At 43.0% G+C, this 25,729-nt stretch carries 18 protein-coding genes and 10 pseudogenes; 10 read left to right on the plus strand and 18 right to left on the minus strand.

Annotated elements, in window-relative coordinates; all coding sequences use genetic code 11:
• The 3 genes and pseudogenes from BM191_RS15275 to BM191_RS15290 all read right to left on the minus strand — a co-directional run.
• Nucleotides 1-274: pseudogene (locus BM191_RS15275) on the minus strand (hypothetical protein); the annotation flags it as partial.
• Nucleotides 275-374: 100 nt separating this feature from the next.
• Nucleotides 375-880 (minus strand): annotated as a pseudogene (locus BM191_RS17600) (CDP-diacylglycerol diphosphatase).
• A 208-nt stretch (nt 881-1,088) separates the two neighbouring features.
• Complete coding sequence (locus BM191_RS15290) at nt 1,089-1,751, minus strand: CDP-diacylglycerol diphosphatase (protein ID WP_092879755.1); 663 nt, start codon at nt 1,749-1,751, stop codon at nt 1,089-1,091.
• A gap of 620 nt (nt 1,752-2,371) precedes the next feature.
• Here BM191_RS15290 and katE point away from each other — a divergent pair.
• Together katE and BM191_RS15300 are read left to right on the plus strand one after the other, a co-directional pair.
• On the plus strand, nt 2,372-4,570 hold the full coding sequence (gene katE / locus BM191_RS15295) for a catalase HPII (protein ID WP_329957252.1): 2,199 nt from the start codon (nt 2,372-2,374) through the stop codon (nt 4,568-4,570).
• A 66-nt stretch (nt 4,571-4,636) separates the two neighbouring features.
• Nucleotides 4,637-5,293 (plus strand): DUF421 domain-containing protein, encoded by a 657-nt coding sequence (locus BM191_RS15300; RefSeq protein ID WP_092879758.1) that lies wholly within the window; start codon nt 4,637-4,639, stop codon nt 5,291-5,293.
• A 131-nt stretch (nt 5,294-5,424) separates the two neighbouring features.
• On the opposite strand, the gene BM191_RS17290 is transcribed toward BM191_RS15300, so the two are convergent.
• The 6 genes and pseudogenes from BM191_RS17290 to BM191_RS17605 form a co-directional block, all read right to left on the minus strand.
• A complete protein-coding gene (locus BM191_RS17290; protein WP_092879761.1) occupies nt 5,425-5,682 on the minus strand; it encodes a hypothetical protein in 258 nt (85 codons plus the stop codon).
• A gap of 335 nt (nt 5,683-6,017) precedes the next feature.
• Nucleotides 6,018-6,191: a hypothetical protein gene (locus tag BM191_RS15310; protein ID WP_230479613.1), complete on the minus strand. Its 174-nt coding sequence runs from the start codon at nt 6,189-6,191 to the stop codon at nt 6,018-6,020.
• A gap of 169 nt (nt 6,192-6,360) precedes the next feature.
• A pseudogene (locus tag BM191_RS15315) lies at nt 6,361-6,669 on the minus strand (OLD family endonuclease); the annotation flags it as partial.
• Between the two features lie 101 nt (nt 6,670-6,770).
• Nucleotides 6,771-9,377, minus strand: coding sequence for a hypothetical protein (locus BM191_RS15320; RefSeq protein WP_092879764.1), 2,607 nt, complete (start codon nt 9,375-9,377; stop codon nt 6,771-6,773).
• Nucleotides 9,378-9,409: 32 nt separating this feature from the next.
• Nucleotides 9,410-9,973 (minus strand): annotated as a pseudogene (locus BM191_RS15325) (IS630 family transposase); the annotation flags it as partial.
• 277 nt (nt 9,974-10,250) lie between these two features.
• Nucleotides 10,251-10,355, minus strand: a pseudogene (locus BM191_RS17605) (CopG family transcriptional regulator); the annotation flags it as partial.
• Nucleotides 10,356-10,554: 199 nt separating this feature from the next.
• On the opposite strand from BM191_RS17605, the gene BM191_RS15330 reads away from it, so the two are divergent.
• A complete protein-coding gene (locus BM191_RS15330) occupies nt 10,555-11,235 on the plus strand; it encodes a recombinase family protein (RefSeq protein WP_230479614.1) in 681 nt (226 codons plus the stop codon).
• A 232-nt stretch (nt 11,236-11,467) separates the two neighbouring features.
• Here BM191_RS15330 and BM191_RS15335 read toward each other — a convergent pair.
• Both BM191_RS15335 and BM191_RS17300 read right to left on the minus strand, forming a co-directional pair.
• A pseudogene (locus BM191_RS15335) lies at nt 11,468-11,884 on the minus strand (Tn3 family transposase); the annotation flags it as partial.
• Between the two features lie 863 nt (nt 11,885-12,747).
• Nucleotides 12,748-13,191 (minus strand): annotated as a pseudogene (locus BM191_RS17300) (E3 ubiquitin--protein ligase); the annotation flags it as partial.
• A 358-nt stretch (nt 13,192-13,549) separates the two neighbouring features.
• Here BM191_RS17300 and BM191_RS15355 point away from each other — a divergent pair.
• Nucleotides 13,550-14,072 (plus strand): annotated as a pseudogene (locus tag BM191_RS15355) (tyrosine-type recombinase/integrase); the annotation flags it as partial.
• Nucleotides 14,073-14,132: 60 nt separating this feature from the next.
• Here the strand turns inward: BM191_RS15355 and BM191_RS15360 are convergent.
• The gene (locus BM191_RS15360; protein WP_092879776.1) at nt 14,133-14,831 is read right to left on the minus strand and encodes a replication initiation protein; all 699 of its coding nucleotides are present in this window, start codon (nt 14,829-14,831) and stop codon (nt 14,133-14,135) included.
• Between the two features lie 647 nt (nt 14,832-15,478).
• On the opposite strand from BM191_RS15360, the gene BM191_RS15365 reads away from it, so the two are divergent.
• Both BM191_RS15365 and BM191_RS15370 read left to right on the plus strand, forming a co-directional pair.
• On the plus strand, nt 15,479-16,684 hold the full coding sequence (locus tag BM191_RS15365) for an AAA family ATPase (RefSeq protein ID WP_092879779.1): 1,206 nt from the start codon (nt 15,479-15,481) through the stop codon (nt 16,682-16,684).
• On the plus strand, nt 16,684-17,658 hold the full coding sequence (locus BM191_RS15370) for a ParB family protein (protein WP_092879782.1): 975 nt from the start codon (nt 16,684-16,686) through the stop codon (nt 17,656-17,658). The genes BM191_RS15365 and BM191_RS15370 overlap by 1 nt, the downstream gene beginning before the upstream one ends.
• Nucleotides 17,659-18,021: 363 nt before the next feature.
• Here BM191_RS15370 and umuC read toward each other — a convergent pair whose 3' ends face one another.
• Both umuC and umuD read right to left on the minus strand, forming a co-directional pair.
• Entirely contained in the window at nt 18,022-19,293 is a 1,272-nt protein-coding gene (gene umuC, locus BM191_RS15375) for a translesion error-prone DNA polymerase V subunit UmuC (protein WP_092879882.1), read from the minus strand.
• A gap of 9 nt (nt 19,294-19,302) precedes the next feature.
• Complete coding sequence (gene umuD / locus BM191_RS15380) at nt 19,303-19,749, minus strand: translesion error-prone DNA polymerase V autoproteolytic subunit (protein WP_092879785.1); 447 nt, start codon at nt 19,747-19,749, stop codon at nt 19,303-19,305.
• 266 nt (nt 19,750-20,015) lie between these two features.
• Here umuD and BM191_RS15385 point away from each other — a divergent pair, with 266 nt between their 5' ends.
• Complete coding sequence (locus tag BM191_RS15385; protein ID WP_092879788.1) at nt 20,016-20,378, plus strand: hypothetical protein; 363 nt, start codon at nt 20,016-20,018, stop codon at nt 20,376-20,378.
• A 409-nt stretch (nt 20,379-20,787) separates the two neighbouring features.
• Nucleotides 20,788-20,937 carry a hypothetical protein gene (locus BM191_RS16870; RefSeq protein ID WP_177203362.1) on the plus strand — a complete coding sequence of 50 codons (150 nt, stop codon included), beginning with the start codon at nt 20,788-20,790 and terminating at the stop codon, nt 20,935-20,937.
• 434 nt (nt 20,938-21,371) lie between these two features.
• Here the strand turns inward: BM191_RS16870 and BM191_RS16875 are convergent, their stop codons facing one another.
• Entirely contained in the window at nt 21,372-21,533 is a 162-nt protein-coding gene (locus tag BM191_RS16875) for a hypothetical protein (RefSeq protein WP_177203360.1), read from the minus strand.
• Between BM191_RS16875 and BM191_RS15395 the strand changes: the two genes are divergently transcribed.
• The gene (locus tag BM191_RS15395; RefSeq protein ID WP_092879794.1) at nt 21,526-22,032 is read left to right on the plus strand and encodes an antirestriction protein ArdA; all 507 of its coding nucleotides are present in this window, start codon (nt 21,526-21,528) and stop codon (nt 22,030-22,032) included. The two genes, BM191_RS16875 and BM191_RS15395, sit on opposite strands and share 8 nt — an antisense overlap.
• Nucleotides 22,033-22,616: 584 nt before the next feature.
• Nucleotides 22,617-23,341, plus strand: a pseudogene (locus BM191_RS15405) (plasmid SOS inhibition protein A).
• An 85-nt stretch (nt 23,342-23,426) separates the two neighbouring features.
• Here BM191_RS15405 and BM191_RS16880 read toward each other — a convergent pair.
• The 3 genes and pseudogenes from BM191_RS16880 to BM191_RS15415 form a co-directional block, all read right to left on the minus strand.
• A pseudogene (locus BM191_RS16880) lies at nt 23,427-23,558 on the minus strand (DNA methylase); the annotation flags it as partial.
• Nucleotides 23,559-24,047: 489 nt separating this feature from the next.
• Entirely contained in the window at nt 24,048-25,091 is a 1,044-nt protein-coding gene (locus BM191_RS15410) for a radical SAM protein (protein WP_092879801.1), read from the minus strand.
• Nucleotides 25,092-25,130: 39 nt separating this feature from the next.
• On the minus strand, nt 25,131-25,610 hold the full coding sequence (locus BM191_RS15415; RefSeq protein ID WP_092879804.1) for a hypothetical protein: 480 nt from the start codon (nt 25,608-25,610) through the stop codon (nt 25,131-25,133).
• Nucleotides 25,611-25,729 lie beyond the last annotated feature (119 nt).

The raw sequence follows: 25,729 nt of genomic DNA on the forward strand, positions 1-25,729 counted from the left end.
ACGCTGACTCACACTGCCAGCAACCGGCACAATCATCCCATCCCTGGCGAGTCTGGTCATTGGTCAGCAGACAGTCAATGACCAGACAGTTGCGAACATCAGTTATCATATTAATTTCAATAAATAAATACTCTACCTGTTCTTTTAATTGTTCATCGTTTTCAGCGGTTAAAGGTATCCGGTATTCATTCCCGCCTAAAACTTGACCTTCAAATTTCAACAAAGCCGATTTCGGCGTATGTCCTGAATTATTTTCCTGTAAGCTGGCATTCATGATCTTGAATCAGCTCGGCAGAAACCCCCTTAGCACTTGTCCCTATGCCAACTAACATAATAAAACTTTCTGGCGTCCGATTGACTAATCCTACCCCTGTTTATTCCAGGTGTCCCTTTTCTTTTTTAACCTTATCTGATACAGACTTAAATAGGTTTTCATTTATTAGTTCATTCAGACTCACTTTTCTATAATAGAATGAATAAGGAGGTATTGTTACCTTTTCTTTAGACCACTCTGTACTCATTTTACTCTTAGGTATTTTTGATAGGATATCATTTGCCGAGCTTGACAAACATGATATGTGAATGTGCAACTGGTCCTGACTACGGGAATTTTTGGAGTTTAATGCTAAAGAAATAAAACTTTCTCTAACTGGCTTGCCAAGCCGTTCTGTTAAAAATATTTTTGCAAGCCATGCGTCATAAAGATAATTTGGTACGTAATTTTCTTTAGTTTATCGTCTTCAACGCCAGTCACCTTATCTGTTGGCAATAAAAGGTATTGATATTTGTCATTATCTACTTTATATATCGCAACCTTTTCGTTCATGTCTACAAGGCTGCATGGTTGGTAAGTGCCTTTATTGATATACCCCGAACGCAACTTCTATCTACCTTATCCCATAAAACATTCCTGTCGGCATATGCGATGTTTCCATGGAGTATCAAGACTCCAAGAATATAAAAAAAACATAATGAACGATTCATATTCAGCCCCCTTTCTTTATAAAAAATATGAAGCCACCTACATTTTGGCAAGCAAAGAGTTCAGTAATATAAGGCGCCTGTAAAAATAGGTTTAAATACAAGAGTCAAAACCCTCCAAACTCTTCACTAAGGAGCTCACAGCTTGCAACAAGATTTCTTTCACAAAATCCTGCCATCATTATAAAATGATCTGAATCTAAAGAAGTCACTCCTAGTGTCAAATAATTTCTGTCTTTACGTAACTGGCTGCACAGCGTATTTGCATCCTGCGGGAAACTATATGTGTTACTAGAAAAAGTAGATGACGTTAATTTTTTTAGATACAGCTTTTGATTTTTTATTGCAAAAGGGGTGTCGCTCCAGATGTCAGTTTTTATAAATTCATAGAGTTCAGTGAGTCTCTTTTCAGCATCGCGAGATAGAAAAGAGATATGAATATGTAACTGATCCTGAGACCGCTTAGCAGCAGCGTTGACTGATAAAAGACACGGATGCCCTTTAACCATTCTCTCATTGCTAAGATACGACGTATTTTCCCAGGCCAGAAAAAAAATTTTATTGAGTGTCAAAAAATAATCATCTTCAATACCAGTAACCTTATTTGTGGGAAGCAGCAAATAATGATTTATCGCTCCGTCCACCTTATAGATGACAAATCTTTCCATTATATCTACCATCTCGCAAGGTGTGCAATCGCCAGCATTCAAATAGTTTGGAATGCACTGATATGTGATCTTTTCCCAAAGTAAGTCTCTATTTATGAGCATTATATACTTAACCTACACTGTTAATCTTATTGATTAAGATAGTAAATATTTTTCTAAATTCAATATTATTTCTATCTTTGACGGTAAATTTGAGCCATTTATGATACAGCGCTCTTGCAGAAAAGAAGTAGCATAAATAATTTAATGACACTGCCAGAATAATTACTAAAATTGTAGATTTGCAATAGTTACCGCCCTATCCTGTAGAGTGTAATCCGGAGCCTCAGCAATACAAAATCGTTAAGCTGTATAGCAGCGCCAGCTGCGCTATGAAAATTCAATCTCACTTTAAATTATTAATCTCGACGAGATGAAGATTATGAAATGTATAAATTTTTTTGCGTTGTTGCGCGCAGCCGAGTCTAATCAATTACTGCAGTGTTCTTATTGCTACCCTATTAGAAGGTAAGCGTTCCAGCTTTCGTTCTGTTCTTTTTGAGCTAAAATTTCTTTGTTTCATTTTACATCATGAAACCAAGAAGTCATGAATAATTGACTATGCTATGTGTGTGGATGTTGGCGGACTTTACTTTAAGTCATTTCTTGAAATTTTAATGGTGAAAGTTATGAAAAAAGGAAAAAAAACTGAATCAATTCCTAGCCGTGAGATTGACAAGACCATGTACTCAGTTGAACCGCACTACGAAGATACTGCTCCCTCCAAAAAGTTAACTAAACCTCTTACCAGCATAAGTCCTCCCGGTGCAGAACCTATGATGCCCGGTTCTTTTAAGAACCCTAAAAATAATAACGACAAACTTAAACAACTGGATGATTTCCGGTCTGATCCTTTGGGAGAATCGCTGCGTACCAATCAGGGCGTAAAGATCTCCGATAATCAGAACTCTTTGAAAGCAGGATTACGGGGTTCAACCTTACTTGAAGACTTTATTCTGCGAGAAAAAATTACACACTTTGACCATGAGCGCATACCAGAAAGAGTAGTCCATGCACGAGGTGCCGGAGCTCATGGTTATTTTCAGGTATACAAACCCCTGGCCTCTTATACTAAAGCCGAATTCCTTCAAGATCCTCACGTCAGAACTCCTGTCTTTGTTCGTTTTTCTACGGTACAAGGCTCCCGAGGATCCGCAGATACGGTCAGAGATATAAGAGGCTGGGCAACAAAATTTTATACTAAAGAAGGTAATTTTGATCTCGTGGGTAATAATACTCCCATATTCTTTATTCAGGACGCTATAAAGTTTCCGGACTTTGTACATGCAGTGAAGCCAGAGCCTCATAATGAAATACCACAAGGCCAAAGCGCGCATGATACTTTCTGGGATTACATATCACTTCAGCCTGAAACGCTGCATAACGTCATGTGGGCAATGTCCGATCGCGGCATTCCTCGCAGTTATAGTATGATGGAAGGATTTGGCATTCATACCTATAAACTTATTAATGCGGAAGGCCGATGCCATTTTGTCCGTTTTCATTGGAAACCCGTTTACGGAGTCGCTTCCCTGTTATGGGATGAAGCCCAGCTGTTGGCAGGTCGCGATCCAGATTTTCATCGTCGTGAGTTGTGGGAGTCAATTGAAGCTGGCGACTATCCGGAGTACGAGCTTGGATTGCAAATAATTCCAGAGGAAGATGAGGATAATTTTGATTTCGACATACTTGATCCAACTAAGCTGATCCCTGAATCCTTAGTCCCCGTTCATCTCGTTGGAAAAATGGTATTGAATCGCAATCCTGATAGTTACTTTAATGAAACAGAGCAGGTCGCTTTCTGCCCTGGCAATATTGTTTCTGGTATAGATTTCTCTGATGACCCACTACTTCAAGGGCGACTCTTCTCTTACATTGATACCCAAATAAGCCGCCTGGGGGGAGCGAACTTTCACGAAATTCCTATCAATAGGCCGGTGTGTCCTTTCCATAATCATCAACGTGATGGTATGCATCGTATTAGTATTTCAGGGGCAGCTAACTATGAACCTAACTCCATAAACAACAATTGGCCAAGAGAGACTCCTCCGGCAGGTGGAGTTTTCTCATCTTATCCGCAACTAACAACAGGCGAAAAAATTCGCAAAAGAAGTGGCACTTTTATCGACTATTATTCCCATCCGCGCCTGTTTTGGCTGAGCCAAACCAAAGTGGAGCAAAATCACATAATTGGTGGATTCAGTTTCGAGTTAGGCAAGGTAGTGCGCCCATGGATCCGTGAACGTGTGGTTGATCAGCTAACTTATATAGATCATAATTTAGCCCAAGCTGTCGCGGAGAATCTTGGAATTGAACTCAGTCATGAGCAGCTAAGGCATCCACTACCTGGCCCTGTCAATGGAATATCTAAGGATCGTTCATTGAGTATATATGATGGGCATAGTCAGGTATTGAAATCACGACGAGTAGCTATTCTTGCTGCAGATGGTGTATGCGAAAAGTCACTGGCGATTATAATGAAATCACTCCACGATCAAAGTATACACACAATGATTTTCTCACCTCACATTGGGAAGTTAAGAACATTACAGGGCACTGAGCTGAATATCAATGGAACCATTGAAGGTAACCCTTCAGTGCTGGTCGATGCAGTCATTGTGCCTGATGGAAAACAAAGTATCGACACGCTCTTAAAGGATGGCAATGCAAAATATTATCTGCTTCAGGCGTTCAAGCATCTCAAGGTCATCGGTTTACAAGGAGAGGCGCAACGTATTTACGATGCAATACCATTACCTGCAGCGGATGAGGGAATGATAACAGGAAATGCCGCATTAGAACTGGCAGCTGATTTTATCGAAGCGATGAAGTTACACAGAGTCTGGTCACGAGAGATGATCGCTGGTCAAATTCCGGCCTGATGGCAATAACCATGGGCTCATGGATCTGAGCCTTATCAAGTAGAAATAAGTTGAGAGGCAAGCATGATGGAATACTATGTTCTGGTGCTAGTAAAGTTTATTTTAGGTTTTGTGATCGTTATCACTCACCTCAATATTTCAGGAAAAACGCAGTTGTCTCAGATGACCCCGGTAGATTTCATCGGAAATTTTGTGCTGGGTGGAATAATCGGAGGCGTCATCTATAGTGACTCCATACCTCTTTATCAATATATATTCGTACTCCTCATTGGGGTATGTCTGATTTCTCTACTGAATACAATAAGCAAACATATGCATTTATTTCGTAGAATAACGATAGGTCAGCCCATTCCTATAATCAAGAAGGGAAAATTCCTTGTCGAAGACATATTCAACAAAAAGAATAAGATAGATATTTTAACCGTATCATCACAACTTCGTGCTCAGGGTATTCATTCTTTTCAGGAAATTGTCTATGCGCAGATCGAACCGAGCGGTCAGATAACGGCGATCTGTGAGGGCTCGGAAATGCCTTCTGTTATTATCATGAAAGAGGGTAAAGCAAGAGATTATGAACTCGACGCAATAGAGAAGGATGTTCATTGGCTTGAGGAGGAGATGAGAAAGGCTTCTGTCGCCAGTGATGATGTTTTTATCGCCGAGTTCTGGCGTGGGAAATTGACGTTCATTCTTAAAAATGGAGAAGTAAAAAAAACCACATAAAGGGGTAGGCGTGATTTAAAATCCTAAATCAATGACTAGTGGTCCCGAAATTAAAATGAATGTTAACTTCTCGATGTCAGTTGATCTCTGTCGACGAAATAAAACACCGTACTCTTTTTAGTCGGTTGCACTTATGATGTGATTCTATACCTGAAATCCTTTCGCTTATTATCAAGTCTTACCACCCGAACATGCCGGTTACAGATGAACCATATCTCATTGCGGTCATTGGCAAGGATGTAATAAGCATCTGAGGTTTCTGAGGGATTAAAGCATCCAAGTACTCGGTAGGCGTAATCAGGACTGAACCCGCTCTGTAAGGGCAACGGCCTCGGGCCATTATCCAGCTCCTGGATGCGGACATACAATCCCTGCTCAATCCATAACATATTGTATTCTCCAGGCCATTGACCAAATGAAAACATACAGGCCGATATAATAAGTAATGGGCACTTACTCGGCCTTGACTCATTTTAGATTAAAAAAGCTTATAACTCGAGATGTATCATCAAATATTGCCATGACAAAGTTATCGTTTGCATTAGGGGTTGTAAGCGGGAACCCGCCAAAATTTTGTGGCGTCGGCCTTCTTATGTTTTCACCCTGATGACAGTGTCAGTCCGTCAATCATCGCGTCCAGATCGATCTCTTTCCCTTCAGACCCCTTAATCAGATGAGCTAGTGATGAAGGTTAATATGGTACAGGCCCCCCTGGTGCCGTGCGTTACGCTGACTCACACTGCCAGCAACCGGCACAATCATCCCATCCCTGGCGAGTCTGGTCATTGGTCAGCAGACAGTCAATGACCAGACAGTTGCGATCATTAGCTATCATATTAATTTCACTGAATAAATAATCTACCTGTTCTTTCAACTGCTCGTTGTTTACAGCAGTCAAAGGTATCCAGTATTCATTCCCGACTAAAATTTGGCCGTCGAATTCTGCTTCGATGAACCAGTCAATCAGGGGGCAGTTTGGATATCGAAAATTATTGTACGTTAAGCTCGTTTTTTTGAGCACAATGACGTTGCACAGAAGCTTAACACACACCGCTATGCAACGTAGGTCACGATCGATCACTTAATGAAACAATGCCTTCAAGAATTTCTATAAGCTCAATTTTGTCACTATTGCCATCTCTATAAGTAGAGCAATTTATGATTTTTTCGGCAGTCATTAAGGGCCAGAACCTGTCCAGTACGTCGTTAGGTTTCGTGCTGGTTGCCTTTCCTATTATTTTTTTAGCGTCACATGTATCAGTGAAAACAATCTGAACCCCTGTCTCATCTTTTATTAGGTCCGGGCAAAGATAATTTTCAACTTCACGTTTACGTGTGGCAAAAAACATTTTTCCGGCCTGTTCTACTACCGATTTATTCAACAAAGCCGTGCTTTGTCGAAACAAAAGGGTTGGGACATGTGTCATCCCTTTTTAATTTTATATTACTGGAATGACACGGAATTTCTAATACCCACTCAATTTAACAAGGGAACGGTTATCATATTACCGGTGTGTATATTCTTAGCTTCTCTTGATTCAGGGAGGTTTGATTCATCAAGTGTAACAACGATTCTTTTGTTTACTAATCCGTCACGATTGCCTGCTGTCACTTCATTGGAAATTGCTATTTGTTTAACTTTAAAGGCCGAATTTCTTTTAAAAAGGCTTTCATTTTCATTAGTTAGACTTGCAACGCCTTTCAATAAGGGTTTCGCTGATTCGGTTTTTTCAAACCTTAAATAGACACTGACTTTAGTATTTTCGCTAAGCCCATTTGATTGACTGAGATAGTCCTGGTCGGATGATACGCTCATAAAACAAGGATAATTAGTTACAATGTCTCCAGGCTTTATTTCATTATCCCAAGGTGTAACAAGATTATCATATTCAGAAACTCTGATATACTCACCTTTTTGTGAAGGAATTTTATTTAATGCCGAGTCTAAAAGTCTTACCATATTTCTATCATCAATACCCAAATTTTCTCCATGAGCTAATTTTTTATTTAAATCATAGTTTTTTGATTCTATATCCATAGCATATGTTTCAGGCATACCATCGCTAAAAGCTTCATTCAGATTATCATCAATAGCAGTCCAGCGTCTTACGGCAAGTTTTTCGTTTTTTGTGAGTAGCGGAGTATAAGGAATATTACGGTCAGAGTCATCAGAAAAAAAACTATCGTTTTCGGAAATCTCTATCTCACTATTAGAAAAAATTCTTTCATAATTTGTTGCATCTATAGGGTCTTGATATAAAACTATCTTCTGCTGTTCAAAAAATATTGTATCATCAATTCTCTCTTTTACAGCCATCCGGCTCTCGGTATCCATACCATTCAATCCTTTATATTGAACGTTAAAATCCCGAACAATATCGTTATTACTAAATTGAGCATTAATTCTGTAATTTATGCTATCACTAAGTAATTGTGGCGTATCGCTGCATGAAATTTCCGGATTAACTAGTATTTTTCTACCTATTTTTGGTAGGCACCATGAATTATCAAAATAGTCTTCCTCTTCTATATTATCAACTAAATCATTCTTAATAACGTTGAATTTATCATTTTTAATTTCATTTTCTAAAATTAAAACATTATCGCCTTCTTGCATCATGTAATACTTATCTTGGCTTAGCTCAGTAACTGGATATCCCTTTCTATTATGCATCAATATTAAATCACCTGTTTTTTTACCATCAGAATCGAGTGTAGTAAAAAGACCAGATCTGTGAAGTGTAATATCTTTACTATTTAAAGGTTGAGATTTTATTAATTCAAAATTATTTACCCCAGAAATTTTATTACTTTTATGGTTTACTCTCCATTGACCGTTTGATTCAAAAAAAGTGTATCCTTTCCCGTAAGCACGCCCAGTGTCAGAATTTACTCGTTTGTAAGTTGGTAGTCCATTTTTAATACCTATAAAAAAAACTGATTCTGGAGCTTCCTTTCCAGGTAAAATGGCGCTAACTGGTTTGCTTTTTATTACCTTATACCATTTATTACTTTCTCGATTATATGCTATCTCTCTATATTTACCATCATAATTTGCCATAGCTTTATTATCAATATATTTAACCTCTCTCTTCACGTGATGAATGTCAACAAAGATCTTATTCTTCTCTAAAATTATTCCTTTAGGAATATCTAACTCTGTGTCATCGGTTAGATGGGTACTCTTTAATACTTTATCTACCATCATCTTTCCTAAGTTAATAGCCGACTCATTTAATTCTTCAAAATTATTCATATCAAGGTCTTTATTATCAATTTGGTCAGCTATCATTTTGAATAATGGCCCTCCTACTCTTTGGACAATTAATAGGGGAGCACTTTCGGGCATTAGTGATGTAATGGTAGATATCACTCCATCTACAATAGTAGTAACTTTTATAATTCTATTTAATTCTTTTTCAGAAGGACATCGATTAAATTTATTATAGTAATGGATTACCTGAGATTCTTTTGCTAGCTCACTTACTGGATTTTTTAAAGTATTGCCTATCTGCCTGAACATATCAGCAATAGATAGGTTATTCCGTCGATCAATACATGATAAATCAATTTTTTCCGCTACAACAGAATCATCCTTCGGTGTTGGTTCAGTTGTAGTTGTAATACTAGGTAATACATGCCTACGCAGACGTGCGTGACTTTCTCCAGAATAAATTTCTTTTGATTTTATGGATTCAATTTCATTAATTATCTGATCAGTGATAGATGATGATATAAATTGATTTTTATCTTTTACTTGCGTTGGATTTTTATACGATTGAAAAACCTCACCTTCAGCACTATATAAATTTTTTTTGCCATCGCTATTATTATAATACTCCCTGTCTCTATAGGTTTGAGGTGCAGCAAGAGAAGCATTCGATGGAGTGATATTATTCATTAGTGCTAAAACGCTTAGAATCGTTTTAGCAAAATTTTTTTTATCAGAATTTGTAGAATTAGCGCCTTGATTAATTATTAATGTATTTAATTTTTTCTTTTCTTGCAAGGAAGACTGTTTTTGGTCAAGTCTTTTTATCCATTCGTTATTCTTAGCATTTAAAACTCTCAACTCATATGGCATACCATTACTCCTTATAATCAACCTATTAAATAGTTACCACCAACAAAGCTCACTTTTCCCGCTCTACTGTACAATGTGCCAGGCAGATAATATTTTTCATTCTGACCCGGCGTTACCACGCGTTTTTGTTGTCCGCATGTCTGCCAGACTGCACCGATTTTTGGGTTGAGATGGATATTATCTTCATAAAACACACCATTTTCTGGACTGCATTTATCCAGTTTTTTATGGATAGCCGCCATTTTTTTATCTCTATGCGGGTCACGGATTCGTAGGGTCGGGGCATCCCTGCGCCACATAAGTCCGGGTGATGGTAACCCGCGACGAACAGCTTCGGCATGTAACCGACACCCGGTGATATCTTTAATTTTTATAGCTAACAGCTCCGTACTCCAGCGTGAACGCTGATAACCAAAATCAGCAGGAGAATGCTTTATCAGTTCACGTAGCAGTACACATATATGCCCGAAGGGCCAGCGCCGGGAACGTCCGGCAGGCAACGATTTCAGGCCTTCGACACCCGATAACGTAACCCCATTTATCCAGTGTCCGGTGGATGAACGGGCGCAACAGAGCGTTCTGGCTACGCCGCTGAGATCGGCATCGTTCAGTCCGGTTAGTGGTTTAGGATATTTGGCTATTACTCATATCACACAATCCGGGCTGAGCTCCCTCAGAGGGAGCTATTATTCAACGCAGCTGTCTAACTATATGGAAATAGCATCAATTAACTATTAAAAAACGCTACTAAATAGCTTCGCATATTACAGCTCCACTTTAGTCAGACCCTGCTGATTGCCGGGGAAAGGAGAAGCAGCCTTCATAAATTGATTTACCTGTTTCAGTAAGGGCTTACTTCAAGAAGAAAGATCTCCTGGTTTTGATTAGTCTGTCTGCAATTTGATCAACCTTATCAGCTATAGGTAATGGCACATGAGCTGTCAGCACCCGGGTTTCTGCCTGCGTATCGTTCTTCATTATTCATTCCGGCTTATACTGGTTTATTTGTTTCTAATCATACTTAATCACTATAAATCAATTAAGTGTAATAGCATATATCCCCGTTTGGCAGTTCTGTTTAAGTATCCCTATACCGAACTGGCATAATCTGGTACTGTTTATCTACATGGCATCAACCCTAACCAGACCGGTATCACTAAAGGACTCTAACAGTACCATGTTCATGTTTGTTCGTGCCTACCTTCGAGCTTCAACCAGTGAGCAGGATGCTCAACGTGCCCGCGATATGCTTGACCGCTTTGCTCACGAGCATAATGTTATCATCTGTAACTATTATGCTGAGAATGAATCAGGCGCACGCCTGGAGCGTCCCGAACTTTTTCGTTTGCTCAATGACAGTCGCCCTGGTGATGTATTACTCATTGAGGATGTCGATCGCCTTTCTCGCTTAAAAGGAGATGAGTGGGAGAAACTTAAAGCGATCATCCGTCAGCGTGGCGTGTGGGTTGTGGCCGTTAATGTTCCCACCACCTGGCAGCACCTTTCTCCCAGAGCCAATGAATTTGACAGCCGAATGTTTGCGGCCATCAATGATATGTTGCTCGATATGCTGGCCGCCATTGCACGGCGCGATTACGAACAGCGGCGGGAACGTCAGCAACAGGGAATAACCAAAGCGAAAGCGGCGGGTAAATACCGTGGGCGGCAGGTCAATAAGCCACGTTATGATGCCATCAACCGGTTATTGTTGAGTGGTAGTTCCTGGACTCAGGTTCAGAAAACGATTGGTTGCAGCCGAAGCACTATCAGCAGTGCCATCAAATATGCCGCCAGCCAGATTGAGGCTATAACCCCAGAAGAAACTCATATGGCCTCCCCTGCCCCACACGTTCTATAACCTTGTTTGAGGTTTGACGCTCATGTGTGCATATACAAATGTATATGCATTAAGCTTTAATTTTGTATCCTTCATCCAAAATACTGAGCCGGTGACGGAAACGTTCGGCGCTGCGCGCCTCAACTGCTAGGGTTATATCGGCGGGGATAACATTTAGGTAGGAATAGCAGATTCCCCATCAAGGGCGGTATGAACGAGTTGGGGTTCTACGCCGGAACCCCAGATTTTTCCATTATCCCAGTTTCAGCCCGGCAACCAGCACATCCAGGTCAATAATCTCATTGCTGCTCTGGAAGGTATAATGACCGTTCAGCAAAATGTGCTGCCAGGCCACCGGTGATATTAGGGCCAGAGCTTCAATGCCCTTGGTATTGTCTTCAGCTTCCAGTCGTTCCAGTAATCGCGACAGGATCGCCGAGTTGTAATACACGATCGCGTTGAAAATCAACCGCCCACAATGGTTACTGATGTCTGTTTCAATGTCATTTTTTCCGGTTAACTCCTTCTTTCCGCCGACCTTGGCCACTGCGGCAGGCAACTGGTGATAAGATTCAATCCGGTTCTGGGAACGCCGGATATTGCGTTCCAGCTGCGGATCGCGAAGATACTTCAGTGTGTAGATGCTACGTACCAGCCGATTATACTTATAAAATACAGAATGCTATTCTGTCCATAATATTATTTAGTTTCGTTATTTGAATAAGACACTGCAAGGTTATTTTTCCTGATATATCTTAATTCTGAAAAGGTAATTGGTTCAAATACATTTCCTACGCCAGTAAATTCTTTATTTCCTCTCCATTTACTCTGGCTTGAGACATTAACCAATAAATTTTTAATGCTTTTTGGTTTGATGAAATTTAAATTTGAAATACCACTATCAGGAGATAAGGAAAAATAGATTCCTAATTTAGATATTTTCCTGATAATGGCTGTAATCACAGCGCCCTTAAATAAAATACAACCAATGTTCGGAGGTGTTTTTAAAGAGTCAAGTTGCTCAAACCCTTTTTTATCACTCTCCAGAAATGCGTTATATATCGCCTGCATTGTTTTGGAAGTAGAGGGATCGGAGTTTATATCTAATGCAAGAGCCTGGCTAAGCCCAGGGTCTTCACTGGCTATTTTGTTGTTTTTCATTATGAAATCACTCATAGCAGTTTCGGATTTTTGATTTCTCTTGTTCAGGGATGAACTTAGGGACAATTCATCACCATGTTTGCTCAGAAAATCTATCCATTTTACTGATATTTTTTTTAAGCTGTCGGTAGTTAAGGATAATTCATTACTGTATTCATTTAATGCATGCTTATTAATTTTGAGTTTTCCCAACAAAACATCCCGGACAAAAATGCCCGGAGAACTGAAAATGTCTTCGGCATTAATACCAGAGATAATATTTAAATCGTCCAATGCAATAGAATTCCTATCAGTTTTCTTAAAGTTCAATATGTCCTCATTGAATCCGTAAACCATTTTAATATTGTCTGCTATTTTACTTTTATTAATGCACGTTCCGGATGCGGCCTCCGCCTGTTCTTCGTGTTCCTCTCCCCGCTCCGTGTCCGGGACGAGATGGTGAGTTTCACGGTACCCCTGACACTTCACTATATATTTCCCGGCGTCATCAAGGGTGACCGACAGCATCTCCCGGCTGTTTTCGTCCAAAATACAGAAGTGGTTTTCCCCGTGCCGGCCGGACTGAACGTTTTCCTCAAATCCGCCATACGCGAGCGTCCTGAGCCGTTCAAATCTGTCGGCCACGTTCTTCCGCGTCGTGCCGGCCGGTGGGTGGCAAATCTTCCGGATAACTTCCAGCGCTTCAAGTTTGTTCGTTGAGCAGAAAAACGCCTTGATTTTTCCCCACAGGCTGGTTTCAGGCGGGGTATCAGAGCGGGTAATGTGGCTGTCGCTGATTTCGGCGGGAAAACATCGGTTTCCAACTTTAAAGGGCATAATAAAAATTCGCTGTAAATTTACACATCACGCCTGTCAGGCGGTTCCAACGGCTATCGTTGATGGTGACGGACAGTATCATTTTTGGCCTCTCCTTTATATCATAATCCGCTCATCGGCTTCCGGCGTACCGTGCCGCTGCTCGACGGCCTTCGCCGATATCTGGCCACGTTCACGTATACCAAAACTAGACAGTTAGCATGTGTTCTGGTGCAGATTTCTTTTTCACTTAGCGTGAGTCCGGAAATTTTGATTGCGAGCCAGCGGCGATAAATGCGGGTCCATTTGCAGTTATTGTGAGTCCGCGCCCGATTTCAGTTGCAGTTAATGTGAGCCAAAATTTGTGCTGATTGCGGGTCGGGGGGATTTTGCGCTTACACCCCTCTACCCCTTCGTGCAGCTGGCCATTCTCAAGCAGCGAGCAGAAAAGGCGGCCCGCTCCGCTGGCCGGAACCGTGGCGCACCGCCAGGTGCCGCTGTCATTTAGCTGGTACGTAAGCGACCTTCTGATGATGGTGTCCACCTTGAAAATTCCGCTCGAGCGCAGGAATAAGTGCACTGACGCACGGAAAAAAAACCGACTGTAGACTATCACCGACCGCACCGTGCGAACTTGGCTTGATCAGGCCGTGATGGCGGCCGCTGCGGATGACGTGATGTTCTCCATTCCTATCACGCCGCACACGTTCCGTCACAGCTACGCGATGCACATGCTGTATGCCGGTATTCCGCTGAAAGTGCTGCAGTCGCTGATGGGTCATAAGTCGATCAGCTCTACGGAAGTGTATACGGAAGTCTTTGCGCTCGATGTTGCTGCCCGGCACCGGGCTCAATTTAAGGTGCCTGGCTCAGAGGCAGTGGCAATGTTAAAAGGTAGATGATACTGAAGCGAACAGAGGCCGTTGCTCAACCTTTTATTTTGTGGGAAATACCCCAAGTTTTCATGCGTTGCGATCTACGATCGTGAATATCAGTTTACCGCTTTCGTCCTGGCGCATACCAACTTTAAGCGGAGTACTTTCGTTGATATTTTTCAGCGCGGGTGTCAGGAACGTTCGCTTCATCTCAGCCATATTCGTTCTTTGAGACGCCGGCAGCATAAATCGCTCTGACAGCCACTCTGCCGTGGTTACCCACAAACCGGACTGCCGGAACTGACAGAGGCTTTCATACAGCCTGATAACTTTTACACTCCGAAGTTTGCCGCAGTCTACCAATGAATACGTTGTAAACTGGCTGGTGAGTCCGAGCAGGTAAGGCAGGACTTTATAGTTAAATTCAACCTGCCATTTTCCGCGACCACGCTTCATTCCTGCTTCTGCGAGCCATGGCCGCGTTACTTCTTCATACTCACCTTCCCTGGGATAAAACGTCACATTGTTGCTGGCCAACGCCCTGACCCCTTTTTTCATATCAGTCGAAGCGGTATCAACGCCAACCTTAAAATATTTCTGGTAATCAGCAACAGTGATTGAGAATAATGGCGACACGTCGTCAGGCTCATTTTTATTGAAATAACATTGTATCAGGCATAGCCAGAGCACGCGTTTTGCCTGCAACGGAAGATGGTATGCGGCTTCAGTCAATTCATTCGACTGACTGATGTTGAGCGCTTTTTTTAACGGCGTAAGGGTAGTCATTTTTTGTATGGGCCTTAAAAATAGTACCCACACTATTTCATATACCGTCGTATCGGACAAGTGAAATCCACAAACTAAAATAATTCATTTTTATGTTTATAATCATTTGGTTAAAGTTGGGCCGCTTCCCATACAAACTTGGGGAATTTCCCATATGAACTTGTTTTGTTTCCCATATTAACCAAGGGCTTCTCCCATATAAATCCTGGGCATTTCCCACAACACCCTTCCCTGATGTCAGGCTGCGTAAGGCTTTCAAGCTCGCTAAAAAGCTTTATAAATGATAAAAAATAAAAAAATCCCTAAAAGTACGCTGTTAATAAGTGGATATCTTTTTACTCATTAGCTTGAGGCACAGCATTAGCTATTAGTAACTTGGTCTGTTTCCCATACAGAGCGTTTGTGCCAAAGGGTACGTCCTGTGAAATTACGCTTCCTCAGACAAAACCGTACTGCTACGGTTTTGTCCTGCGGCGAGCGTTGCGATTTTAAAACCAATCGGTCTTGTTACCCCTTATCCATAACTTGTGTTGTTTCCCATAAACAGTGTTTCTGAGGCTCCATCTTTCAAGTGATAATAAGATGATTTTTATGTTGCAACATGAATTATTTTTGGCAAAATGATAAAAAATATCATGAGGTGCAATATGAATAATATTGAGCAACTAAAGAAAGTCGCTACTCGCGCAGGAAAACTTCTGATTTCATTAAATGACAGTATCAGTCAGCAAAAAAATGAGCTCGAACAGAATGTTTTCTATCTTGAGTACAGTAAAGCATCACTCTATAAGTTACCCAAATTGAGCAAAGGCAGTGTTGAGTATGCTGTAACAGAAATGGAAGCAGCGGGCTATGTATTCAAGAAAAAACCATCTGGGAACACGATGAAGTATGCGATGACCATACAGAATGTCATCGATTTGTATTTTCATAGAAAGGTGCCAAAGTATCGTGACCGTTTTAAACAGGCATTTACAATCTTCGTCACTAATCTTAAAGGGGGCGGCTCTAAAACAGTTTCCACAGCTTCACTCGCACATGCTATGCGTGTCCACCCTCATCTGCTTTTAGAAGATTTACGCATTCTTGCTCTCGACTTTGATCCGCAGGCTTCGCTTACGATGTTCCTGAGTCATGAAAATGCAATAGGCCTGGTTGAGAACACAGCAGCACAGGCTATGCTACAGAATCTCTCAAGAGATGAGCTGATCTCAGACTTTATTGTCCCGTCAATAATTCCCGGTGTGGACATAATACCAGCGTCCATTGATGACGCATTTCTGGCAGAGGGCTGGAAAGGTCTGTGCGAAGAGTATCTGCCTGGCCAGAATATTCATTCCGTTCTGAAAGAAAACATCATAGATAAACTTAAAAATGATTATGATTTTATTTTTCTGGATAGCGGTCCCCATCTGGATGCATTTTTAAAAAACTGCATCGGTGCTGCTGATCTGATGTTTACCCCCCTGCCTCCGGCAACGGTTGATTTTCATTCATCGCTGAAATTTGTGAACAGTCTGCCTGCACTGATTGAAGCAATCGAGAACGATGGCCATCAGTGCAGCCTGATTAGCAATATCGGATTTATGTCCAAAATTCTCAATAAATCAGATCATAAAATTTGTCACAGCCAGGCTAAAGAAGTCTTCGGTGCCGATATGCTCGATATCGTTTTACCGCGGCTGGATGGTTTTGAACGCTGCGGAGAAACGTTCGATACTGTGATATCTGCGAATCCAGCAACGTACGATGGTAGCACTGAAGCACTAAAAAGCGCCAAATCAGCAGCTGAAGATTTTGCAAAAGCCGTTTTTGACCGGATTGAATTTATTCGTACCGAGGAGAATGTCTGATGTCCAGAGAACACAGAAAAACTATTGGCCGTCAACTGAATACCCAGATAGCTGTAACAGATTCGAAACAAGACGGCTTCGAACAGGTATTGACATTAAAAACAGGCAAAAGGATTAAATTTATATATAAAACGATCCCTGCAGCCGATGTTGCAGAAAGAACGTTCGTAAAGCAAGAAACTAATGGCCGGGATCAAACATCGCTAACAAAAGAGTCATTACGGGATATCATCAAGACATTTAGATCTCAGCAATTCTTCCCGTGTTTCGGCGTTGAAGCTGCCGATAAAATTGAAATTCTTGATGGTTCACGCAGACGTGCTTCTGCAATTCTCACTCATCGGCCACTTAATGTGATGGTAACCAGTGATCCATTGAGTTCGGATGAGGCCCGTCAGCTGGCAAAAGATATTCAGACCGCTAAAGAGCATAACCTACGCGAAGTCGGACTCAGGCTTCTTCTGCTTAAAGACTCGGGGTTAAATCAGAAGGAGATCGCAGTTCGTGAAGGCCTTTCTCCGGCGCGGGTGACCCGTGCAATCCAGGCGGCTGCAGTACCGCAGGAACTCATCGCCCTGTTTCCGGTTCAGTCAGAGCTATCATACGCAGACTACAAATCGTTACTCGATATTGATGCAAGCCTCAAAGCAAGAGATATTTCTTATCAGCAATTGTCAGAAAACATGACGGCTGAACATGACAAAATACTGGGAGAATCAGAACGTCCGGAAGATGAGAAAAAAGCGGATATTCTCAAACTGATCACCCGGATTTCACAACTGCTGGTTGCTGCGCCTCAAAAAGACAAATCGATTGTTTTGCCATTGTGGTCATTTGATGACAAAGACAAATTTGCGCGAAAACGCATTCGCGGTCGCGCTCTATCATATGAATTTAACCGACTTCCCAAAGAGTGCCTGGACGATATTGATTCTGCTATTAAAGAAGTTCTGGCGCGATATCTGTCTGAATAAATCGCCATAGCGATTTCACATATAAGTGTTTGAGCAATCAGTTTTTTTTGAGATAATTTCACGGTGAAATCGCCAAAATTTCAGGCTATCTTTTCATGACATACAGCAAAACAGGCCAGATTGTGAAGCATTCAACTTTTATTAAGCTATCTCTAGGTGTAGGTGGCACAGACGCTACAGAAAATAAAAAGGCTAGCGAAACGTGTATGTTGCTGAGTGCCCTGTTCGTCGTGCCGCTTTAATTCACTTATCAGAGTATGGATTTGTGGCTGAAGTTACTTTTGCAGGCTTGTTGGGCTGGACTCCTGATTGGTGGTGCATTTCTTGCTAAAAACAGGAAAAAAGAGAGCTTGTGTGCAGACATCAGCGGACCATTGCGACGGGGATATCACTCCATCGTGTGGTCCAGGCTGGTGATAACATTTTCCGTTTCATTTTCCATTGAGGGTTAATTCCCCTACCCGCAAACCATACCTGCCCCAGCCTGGATTGATTGATCCCATCAAGAACGGCCATCAGTGCAGAACTGTCATTACGTGGCTGTTCTTCACTAAACAGACTCAGTTGAGTAACGCCTGATGGCGTAAAATCATCTAGCAAAATTCCCGCTTTCATATATCTATGGCCGTCTAACCAAATCCTGTCCAGCAAACGCATAGCAAGCGCTATAATATCGCGCGTATCCTGAGTGGCCAGCGTCAGTTTTTCGCCAGCAACGTTACCGTAGTGTATCGCGCCGGGTGTGAACGGCGAAGTGCGGATAAATACGCTGACGTGCCGACAGTACTGCCGTTCAGCACGGAGTTTCTCTGCTGCGCGCTCAGCATAGTGACAGATGGCTTCTCTCATCTCATTGTATTCAGTCACTCGCTGGCCAAAACTGCGGGAACAGACAATCTGCTGCTTTGCGGCGGGCATTTCGTCGAGTGGAATACAGGCCTCGCCGTTAAGTTCACGGACAGTTCGTTCGAGAACGACGCTGAAATTCTTTCTGATAAATGCAGGATGAGTATGAGCCAGCTCCAGTGCAGTTTTAATGCCCAGTACGTTAAGACGTTTTGCAATCCGACGACCCACGCCCCATATTTCCTCCACTGGCTGCAGTGAAAGTAGTTTTTCTGTTCGGCGGGGATTATCAGGCGTAAGTGCGAGCACGCCGCCAAACTGCGGCCATTCCTTTGAGGCCCACTGAGCACTTTTGGCCAGCGTTTTAGAGGGACCACATCCTACACCAATCGTCAGTCCGGTATTCTGCAGAATATGTGCCCTCAGCTGTCGCCCGAAATCTTCGAAATGTATACAGTTATTGATCCCCGTCAGATCAAGAAACATCTCATCAATAGAGTATTGCTCAACACGTGGCGCCATTTCTTCTAACCCCGACATGAGTCGTTGGCTCATACTGTGATATAACGCGTAATTGCTGGAAAACGCGTATATTTTTTCAGGGAAACTGGCGTGCCTAATCTGAAACCATGGTTGGCCCATCGCTACATATTTTTTTGCTGCAGCGTTACGTGCGATTACACAGCCATCGTTGTTACTGAGAACCACCACTGGTTTTCTGCGCAGTCCCGGCTGAAAAAGCGTTTCGCATGAGACATAGAAACTGTTTGCATCAGCAAGCGCAAACATGGGCATTAATCATCTCCGGGCTCGGGTGCTGTGAACAAAATGCATAACCACACCAAACAACCGAAGCTCATCGGGATACATAACCGGAAAAGCTGAGTTCATCGGGACAAGGGCAGGGCGGGGCAACAGCTGTAAACGTTTGACGGTAAATTCCCCATCAATCTCAGCAATGACAACATCTCCATGCACAGCTTTCTCACTGCGATCAACAATCATGATGTCACCGTCCATCAGTCCCAGTTCCTGCATGCTGTTACCGCTTGCACGTACAAAAAATGTCGCCGCAGGATGCTGGATACACAGCGCATTAAGGTCAAGCTCCTGCTCTACAAAATCCTGGGCTGGGCTGGGAAATCCGGCAGCGCAGCTGTCAGAAAAGAACGGAATACTTAGAGTTGGTGCCTGCATATCAGGACGAAAAAAAGACAGCTCAGGTTGGCTGTTTGTGTTATTCATAAAAGCTCCCGGGTGACCAGCCATACAAAAGAGTATGATATAAATATAACTGTATATATATACAGTATAATGGGTGTCAAATTACCGCCAAGCAGCTTTTTAGTGCAAATGGGCAGGTGATTGACGTGACGAAAATTTTTATGGCAGCCCGTCCGGCTTTCCTGTCAGCACAGAGGGGCTGAGTTAATATAGTGGCGAGATGAGACCAGACAATTGCATCGCATTCTGCGCGGCGGATTTCGTAATCCAGATAAAAGGAGCATTAAATGAAAAGTTACCGGCGTTTTCCACTGGCGGAGTATGCGTTTCCCGTTGCGATGGCTATTTTTCTGTTCGTGGCAATGTCACTGTATGAAAATTACGTTAAGAAAGATGAGTTTACGGTGACATTTCTTACGTTGCTGGCACTGGCCATTTCGTTTGTCTGGAGGCTGTCCGGCTGGGGTACGCCGGGTAATGCTTTCCACCGGATGATGCGGGCACTGGGAGATATCGCTGCTGTCGCACTTGCTCTGGCGGCGATTGATTATGTGAAAGAGTATCCAAATACGCTGTTTAAATTTATTGCGCATGAGCTGCCTGCCGTACTTTGTGGACTGTACGGATTTGTTTTTTTTAGTGAGGAATAAATTTCCATCAGTGATGTCGCGTTGCTCCATTTTTACCCGGTGCCCGGCGTCGCCGGCACCTTATCAATTCACTGTTCACCGTAAGGCCTGTGCCGTGCCCATACGTTAGCCATGCCCGCTTGCTGTCAAGGGTCACTCGTCCCCGTTCCCCCCATTCGCGGCGAATTCAGCTCGCTCACGGTGCGCTGCGGCCTCCTCCTTCACCTGTGACCGCTACGCTGTCCGCATATCTCTTCATTTATATCATTCATAGCAATGACGGAGAGACATTTCTTCAGTCAGTCATGCTGAAGGCGATCAACGAACATCTGGCCGAGCGGGCGGCGGTGCTCATGGGGCGGTACCGCTGGCCTGACTATGGGGAGACGTATAACGACTGGTACTGGTCATTTGAGCGGGCCGGCTGGAGTTGTCACAGCTCCGTGCTCTGGACGATATGGCGGGCGCCGTCATCGCTGATATTACTTTTACAGACTGCTGGAAAATTTCGGAAAATGAAGATGGCCAGCTAGTGATTACTGAACAGGGTAGTGAACATATCTGGCAGCCTGCCAGTTAAAACGGAGCGGCGGGGAAACTCGCCGGTAATGGAAGAAAAAGCCGCAGGTCAGGGGGACCGGACCGTACTGCAGCAGATAGGACAGGTATAAGGATGTTGCTGCGCTCCTCATTATATGCCGTCCGCCAGGTGGCCGGACGACGTGACGGTAAGGGTGCCGTGGCCTCACGGTAGCCGGGCGGCCTCGCAAACAAGGGAAGCTGCGCCGACATCCTCACCCGTTCCCCGCCGTGCGCGGGCATTCAGTCCGCTCCTGCGGCGCTGCGGCGCTGCGGTTTCGCGGTGAGTAACGCTCCGTGCAACCTACGGCTTACGCCGTGCCGCTACTGTAGCCGGGCCGCTGCGGATGCAAGGGAAGCGTAAACGCCGTCACTCTCACCCGGTCGCAGTCTGTTTCAAAGGCATTATCCGCCGTCTTCCCGTCGTTTTTCGGCTCATTTTTCGCCGTAAAACCGTCCAGCCTGCTCCTGCTTTTTTACTGCGCTGCGGCTTCGGTGACGCCCTTGCATCCTCCGCTTTTCGCCCGGCTGTCGTATCGGCACGGCGTAAGCCGGAACACAGACGATACCCACCACGGAGGATTTTTTTATGCGCATTACGACTACCACACCTGCTGTCTACGTTGGCACATACCACAAATACAACTGCGGCAGCATTTTTGGTAAATGGTTTGATCTGACCAGGTTTGACGGCCGTGAGGATTTCTATGAAGCCTGTCAGGCGCTGCATGCTGATGAATGGGATGCTGAATTTATGTTTCAGGACTGGGAAGGTATCCCGGCGCAGTTCATCTCTGAATGCTCCATTGACTGGAATTTTATCGCCGCTTACAAATGCGCTGAAGAGGATAGCAGAGAAGCCGCTTTTCTTGCCTGGGTGGAGTATACCGGCGAGTGTGATTATGAGGCGTTTGATGATGCGTACCGCGGCGAGGCGGAAAGCGAGGAAGACTATGCGCAGGAGATGGTTGACGATAATGGCCTGCTGAATGAAGTGCCTGAGCCGCTGCGAAGCTATTTCAATTTTAGAGCTTATGCGCGTGACCTGTTCAGCGGTGGCTATGTGTTCCATGACGGCTATGTATTCAGCAACTGATTAATCCCCGGCAGGCGGTTCAGCCGCCTGTCAGCCCGCGCACAAAACCCCTGGCAGGCTCTGCCTGCCGGCGAACTACGCCGCGCCTCCGGCGCCGCGCATTTTCGCCTGTGTCTGCTGCTTTGGTTGTTTACCGTCCTTAATCTCTGTGTTGCTCTTGTTGGTGATTGTGACCACACCACTACGTGTGGGTAAATATCACTGTCCTGCCGGGCTTTCTTCCTGGGTAATATGGCCACAGGCGACTTCCCTGACGGGAACCGGGGCTGTCATGCTTCGCACTGAGCCAGCTGCGCTGTCTCTGCCCGGCCTCTGCGGGGCAGGGGTTTCCATCCCTCTGTCGCGAGGTCAATATCACGCTTGCGGCATCCGTTAACGGATGCGCCGCTCTCACCAGCCCGGCGATGAGGCTGCCGGTCTTCTTCAGGGCAACGCCGTTTCGCGCCCGCGCTTTCCGTCGTTGCGGCTGGTTCCTGCTCATTTCTTGCCTGGTTTTTTCATCCTTTTGAGTCCTTTCGCCGGGGCTGAGACAAGCACAGTCGCTGTCAGCTGTCCAGGGTAAATGGCACGCGGTAAACCGCGCCCTGGACATCAGCTATCTCCCGCGCTGGTTTACGCCCTCGCGGCGAACGGCTCTTGCTGAGGTAGAAAAAAATATGAGCGGGGCGTTTATACTGCAGACTTTGCCTACGCTCGCGCTTTCTTCCGTATCCTGAATGGCAGCAAACGTGTCACGGCAAAAGATATCCGCTGGTTTTCTCCTGGGCTGACATCTGACACCCTGCGGGGAAAAAGGCAGGTAAGACAGGCATGGCTGGCGGCTATTGACCGGCTGATTGAAAGCCGTGGCGCATGTTGCTGGTTACCTCTGTCAGTGTCTGATGCCTGGAGACTGTTTCCGGCAACAAAGTTTCAGATATCGGAACGCTGTCGCAGGAAAAGTGAACTGAGTGCTGAAAAATACACCCGCCAGCGCCGGAGAGAGACGTGCAGGCGCGAAATTGCATATCAGTCGCTGGCGGGACAGGCGGAAATTGAGCTGGCCTTTCATACCCCGGATACGGTCAGCAGCTGGAACGCACGCTGGTCGGGTACTGAACTGCGTCAGTACGATCTGGAGGATATGTTCTGGCGCTGGAGTGAGCGTTTTCAGTCGCTTAATCCAATGGAACGCTGGATGATGGAAAATCAACCCTTCTGGTGTGTAATGCTCGAATCAGATGCCCTTGCATAAGAAAGCCCGGAATCTGTCAGGCAACTGGTGCGCTGGATGGTACCCAACAAGCTGATTCATCAGGAGGCAAGCTGATGAGAAACAATCCCTGTAAATGAAGTGGTTTACTGAATTTGGCCACCTGAGTGGAGGTGATATGCTCACCTCAGAATTTTACAGGTGAACCAATGAGCAAAGCATTTTTCAGCACGCGGTACATTTCATCACTGGCGGGTTGCAGCCATTCATCGGTTATATCGCCTGCGATTGTACGCCCGGAACGGTCACGAAAATCAACCAGATACGGGGGATCTTGTTTAAGTTAATCAGCATTCTAATATTTGTCAGCTGTTATGCGCGACTACATTAAATATAGTATTTATTTAATCCAAAACCGCCCATCATCAATGATGATAATATTGGAGATATTAAAAAAGAATAACGATACTTGTAGTACTCTGAAAAATAAATTATTAGCAAATCGAATAAACAGACTTGCGACGGGCATGCCCTTTATTATGCTCACTGATGAGACCGTAAAGACAAACTTGCGCATAAAAGAATTGAGAGTAATGGTCTACTGTATTAATCAAATAATAAATAATTCAGAAAGAAGATCGTCATAATATTTAACCATGAATGAATTAAACCTTTTGGTTTATGTGAATTAAAATAAATAATTATTCTTAACTAAGCTGTCTTTCTGTAAAATTTTATCACAATTACGCAAGTGGTGTAATGGCATAAGAATTTAGAGTATTTTTAACAGAGCACTTATTTGACTTCGAAATAGGTTTAAAATTTAAATATCTTTTACAGGTATTGAGTGGTGATCCTCCTGGTAATCATTGGTTATTCCTTTTGCTTTCCCAAAGAAACCAGCCATAAAGAGGGTCAGAATTTCTTTTTCGTTCTTCCTGGCATATTTGATTAATGCATTCTTAATTCTACTTTCTCTGTATATGTACTCACAATATTCGCATGGATGTACGAAATACTCTGGTACATCAATTGATCTATCTATTTTTTTGGCTTCATTAATGAGATACTCAGGGCCATATATATTTAGCATCATTTTCATTAGATCGTCATCAGCTGATTCAATCAAATTATGAAGTCTATTATTAGATAAACTACCCAAATGAATATCTTTTATTTTTTCTAATCTTATTCCACAGCATGGCACAAGTGAAAGTGACGGCGTGATAGCCAGAACATTCATGATCGTCTGGCAACCTTGCATTATATTTTTTATTTTTACTTTATTTTTTTTGTTATCCTCTTTAACCCAAAAATTATTTATTAATTTCAATTTCCCTTTTTTCAAAGCTGATTTGATTAGTTCATCGTTTTTTATTCTTATTGAAACTTCGGATTTTTCTTCATCTACATGATTCTCGATGTTTATAACTACTGTCATACCCTCTTCTGTACAAAAGTGAGCAGCTCGAATTATGTTTTCTACAGGAACATATTTTGCATGAGAATGCCCTGTACTGAAATTGACTTCATTTAATCCTGCTTTGCGAATCTCAGAGCAAACCTTGGATGTATAGATGTCATTTTTAGCCCAGTAACCATTAGTTACTACTCGCGTATTAAAATTATTTTTAGTAGCAAGAAAAATTAATTCTTTGAGTTTATTGCCTAGAGTAAAGCACTCTCCACCCGTAAAAACGATATTTTTTATTGATTTTATTTTCTTAGCGTCATTAATTACTTCTATCATTTTATTATGAGGGATGTAGGTATTCTTTTGCGGTGTGCATTCAAAACAACAATCATCACAAGCTGCGGTACATCTGTCTGTTGTAATTAAAGCTAAAGTATGGGGAAATATTTTCATAGTTTCATCCTTCCCCTCTAAGATTAGAGGGGAGTAAGTTTAGAAGACAAAAGCTGCTACAGCTACAAAAACCTCCACTGCTACAGCCACATCAGTAACACCTGCAACGTTGGTTACTGCAACTGCATTAGCCACAGCCTCAGCATTCACGTCAACATTCGTATTTACCTGAGCTGAGCCAGTCAAAGCACTTTTGGATTTTGAAAGGTTCGCGTACAAAGTCATCAACTCTAAAGCCTGGGGATAATGCTTTTTGATATAATCAACATAAATATCTGCTGATTCTTTTAGTTTAGAATTAGCTTCAGTTGTATCGCTATACTGTTTAACAATATTGGCAATCATCTTAGACATGGTGACAAAATTTTCATCATTAACCAGATTTATCATCTGCTTAACATTTTCTGGAGTGCTGTTGTTTTCCTCTAATTGCTTTCTAATATTTATATCTGTGATTGCTGCGAAAAAAACATTAAACTGTTGTAAATCAGTGAGGCTTACTGTTATTTTAAAACTCATTTTACATCTCCAATTAAGAAATATTTTAAAAAGAAGAATAGTGCGTTTAATAATGCGAAAATATATATAATAAAACAATTAACTTCTAAAAAAACCACACCAACATGAATTAAAAACTC

Source organism: Izhakiella capsodis (assembly GCF_900115045.1).
Lineage (GTDB): Bacteria > Pseudomonadota > Gammaproteobacteria > Enterobacterales > Enterobacteriaceae > Izhakiella > Izhakiella capsodis.

Coding starts and splice junctions, on each gene's coding strand:
- BM191_RS15330 (WP_230479614.1), top strand. CDS start 10,555: ATGTTCATGTTTGTTCGTGCCTACCTTCGAGCTTCAACCAGTGAGCAG.
- umuC (WP_092879882.1), bottom strand. CDS start 19,293: ATGTTTGCGCTTGCTGATGCAAACAGTTTCTATGTCTCATGCGAAACG.
- umuD (WP_092879785.1), bottom strand. CDS start 19,749: ATGAATAACACAAACAGCCAACCTGAGCTGTCTTTTTTTCGTCCTGAT.
- BM191_RS15415 (WP_092879804.1), bottom strand. CDS start 25,610: ATGAGTTTTAAAATAACAGTAAGCCTCACTGATTTACAACAGTTTAAT.
- BM191_RS15320 (WP_092879764.1), bottom strand. CDS start 9,377: ATGCCATATGAGTTGAGAGTTTTAAATGCTAAGAATAACGAATGGATA.
- BM191_RS15370 (WP_092879782.1), top strand. CDS start 16,684: ATGTCCAGAGAACACAGAAAAACTATTGGCCGTCAACTGAATACCCAG.
- BM191_RS15365 (WP_092879779.1), top strand. CDS start 15,479: ATGAATAATATTGAGCAACTAAAGAAAGTCGCTACTCGCGCAGGAAAA.
- BM191_RS15300 (WP_092879758.1), top strand. CDS start 4,637: ATGGAATACTATGTTCTGGTGCTAGTAAAGTTTATTTTAGGTTTTGTG.
- BM191_RS17290 (WP_092879761.1), bottom strand. CDS start 5,682: ATGTTATGGATTGAGCAGGGATTGTATGTCCGCATCCAGGAGCTGGAT.
- BM191_RS15385 (WP_092879788.1), top strand. CDS start 20,016: ATGAAAAGTTACCGGCGTTTTCCACTGGCGGAGTATGCGTTTCCCGTT.
- BM191_RS15360 (WP_092879776.1), bottom strand. CDS start 14,831: ATGACTACCCTTACGCCGTTAAAAAAAGCGCTCAACATCAGTCAGTCG.
- BM191_RS15290 (WP_092879755.1), bottom strand. CDS start 1,751: ATGCTCATAAATAGAGACTTACTTTGGGAAAAGATCACATATCAGTGC.
- katE (WP_329957252.1), top strand. CDS start 2,372: ATGTACTCAGTTGAACCGCACTACGAAGATACTGCTCCCTCCAAAAAG.
- BM191_RS16875 (WP_177203360.1), bottom strand. CDS start 21,533: ATGCGCATAAAAAAATCCTCCGTGGTGGGTATCGTCTGTGTTCCGGCT.
- BM191_RS15410 (WP_092879801.1), bottom strand. CDS start 25,091: ATGAAAATATTTCCCCATACTTTAGCTTTAATTACAACAGACAGATGT.
- BM191_RS15395 (WP_092879794.1), top strand. CDS start 21,526: ATGCGCATTACGACTACCACACCTGCTGTCTACGTTGGCACATACCAC.